Annotated in this window: 2 protein-coding genes; both read right to left on the bottom strand. The window is 57.4% G+C overall.

Annotation, left to right across the window (positions count from 1 at the left end):
* Positions 1 to 10 precede the first annotated feature (10 nt).
* Positions 11 to 1231, bottom strand: a complete 1221-nt coding sequence (locus CKO40_RS23700; RefSeq protein ID WP_200348921.1) for an IS91 family transposase — start codon at positions 1229 to 1231, stop codon at positions 11 to 13.
* 184 nt (positions 1232 to 1415) lie between these two features.
* Positions 1416 to 1994, bottom strand: a 579-nt coding sequence (locus CKO40_RS23695; RefSeq protein WP_200348920.1) for a DUF2026 family protein, incomplete at its 5' end; no start/stop codon positions are given.

The raw sequence follows: 1994 nt of genomic DNA, 5'->3' as shown, positions 1-1994 counted from the left end.
TAACGTTAAGCTAAGCCGCCCCTGGCAGGGCAAAAAAAACAGCTCCGAGCTTTTGGCCGGCCGCTCCTGGGTCAATGGGGACGGTTTGAGCGCCTTGTTGAACAGGAGCGGGGACGTTAGCGGGCGCCGTATTCCTTAGAGAGGAAATTGGGCGCCGGACGCTGACGCGGTGAAACAGGAGACGCCCACAGGTGGGGCAGCGGCGGGGTTGAGGCGGGGTATCGCACGGCACCGCTTCAACGACGCCGAAGTGGTCCCTGACCTGTTGGCGCTTCGGGTTGGCCCCCGCGCTGTAGAGCCCGTAGTAGCGCACATGGTGCTGACCCTTGACGGGCACATGCCAGAGCACGCGGGAGAGAAACTGGGCTTGGGATAAGGCCATGGTCTTCTCGGCGTGATCGTGATGATCACGATAGCGGAAGGTCACGCGTTGAGGCGTGGCCGAGACGAGGCGATGATCCTTGATGGGGCCGCCGCGCAGGTAGCGCGCGAGATCGTTTGCGACGCCATCGCCATGCCGATAGGCGCCCTGGATGCGGACATTCCACGTCTTGCGCGCGATCGTTCGCAGCACCTGGGTCCAGTGCTGGGTGGTCCAGTCTGGGGGCAGGGTCATGTCGCCGGCGGCATAGGCCTCATTGAGCCCGCTGAGCCACTTGCCACGGAACTTGGCCTTGAGCACCCCGACCGGGAGCAGGTAGCCGTTCTTGACCGCTCGCCACTGCTCGCCATCGAGCCCGCCACCGGTGACCAGGACATGCACATGCGGATGGAAGCTCAAGGTGCGCCCCCAGGTGTGCAGGGCACTGATCAGACCCACCTCGGCTCCGAGGTCGCGTTCATGCTCGAGCAGCTCCTTCAGCGTTTCTGCGGAGGCCTTAAACAGGTGATCGGCGCACCATTCACGGTTGGATTGCCACAGGGCGGTGAGCTCATGGGGCAGCGTGAAAATCACATGATCGTGCTCGCAGGGCAGCAGCCGTGCTTGGGTGCGTTCTAACCAGTCATGGGTCAGGGCGCCCTGGCAACGCGGACAACTGCGGTGGCGGCACGAATGGAGTTGCTGTTCCGTGTGGCCATCCTCGAAGCAGATCCATTCTTCGTAGCCGAGCGCTTGCGTTTGACACTGCATGATCGCGTGCGCGGCACGGGTTTGATCGGCACTCAAGCCATGCTGTTGTCGATAGGACTCGAATCCCGCTCTGAAGATGCTTTGGACGGTCGCTTCCACGGAGGTGTTCCCATTTGTGATGAATCGTGAGAGTTAATTATACGCTATTGTTTTTATTCCTTTTATTTGTTCAACGTGAGGCTAAGGCGACCCAAACCGCGCCTGCACCGAAGCCGAAAACAAACCCCGAGCACGATGCGCGGTTTGGGGTCGCCTTGAGCCTTTTGTTAGCACATGCGTCACGCTACCATGCTCCTACTAAAGTGGTTGAGGATATAGACACGGGACGCACCGCACCGTGCTGATCTTGCATGCCTATTTTTGGCACCATCTTTTTAGGTACTGGCCGAAACCACTGAACAGCGATTTTTTCCAAATCTTTATTGAATTCAAAATCACTTTGGTGGGCAATGTAATACTCGGTTAGCTCTTCATCTTGAATATACATCGCTTCACCTGGATTCTTTAGATCTTCAATTTTACGAGCCAGTAACTCTTTTCTTTTCTGGAGCATCTTCCTCTCTTTGGGTATGACGTGCCCGAAGGAAGAGCCAAGATCTGGGAATAGTGGGACCTGGAAATCAATAACCCAATCTTCAACCTCCACCCAACAATGGAAACCAGCACTTGACGCTGTCAGCTCGCCATTCTCATTGGTCTTCCCAAGTACCATAGTGTGGCCTTGATCACAACTCCGTTGCGCCAGGCAAAGCCTGGAAGGAGAGGAAGAGAGCGAACGGATAAGCGAATCGGAAACTCCTTGTTGCGGCCCACCGGGTGCAAGTCCCGAGCCGGTAAGGATTGGCCATCCACCGGAACCGAG

The organism is Halochromatium glycolicum, assembly GCF_016584085.1.
Classification (GTDB): domain Bacteria; phylum Pseudomonadota; class Gammaproteobacteria; order Chromatiales; family Chromatiaceae; genus Lamprobacter; species Lamprobacter glycolicus.
Note: the sequence above shows the minus strand (reverse complement) of the source record. Positions and strands in the feature narration are given on the sequence as shown.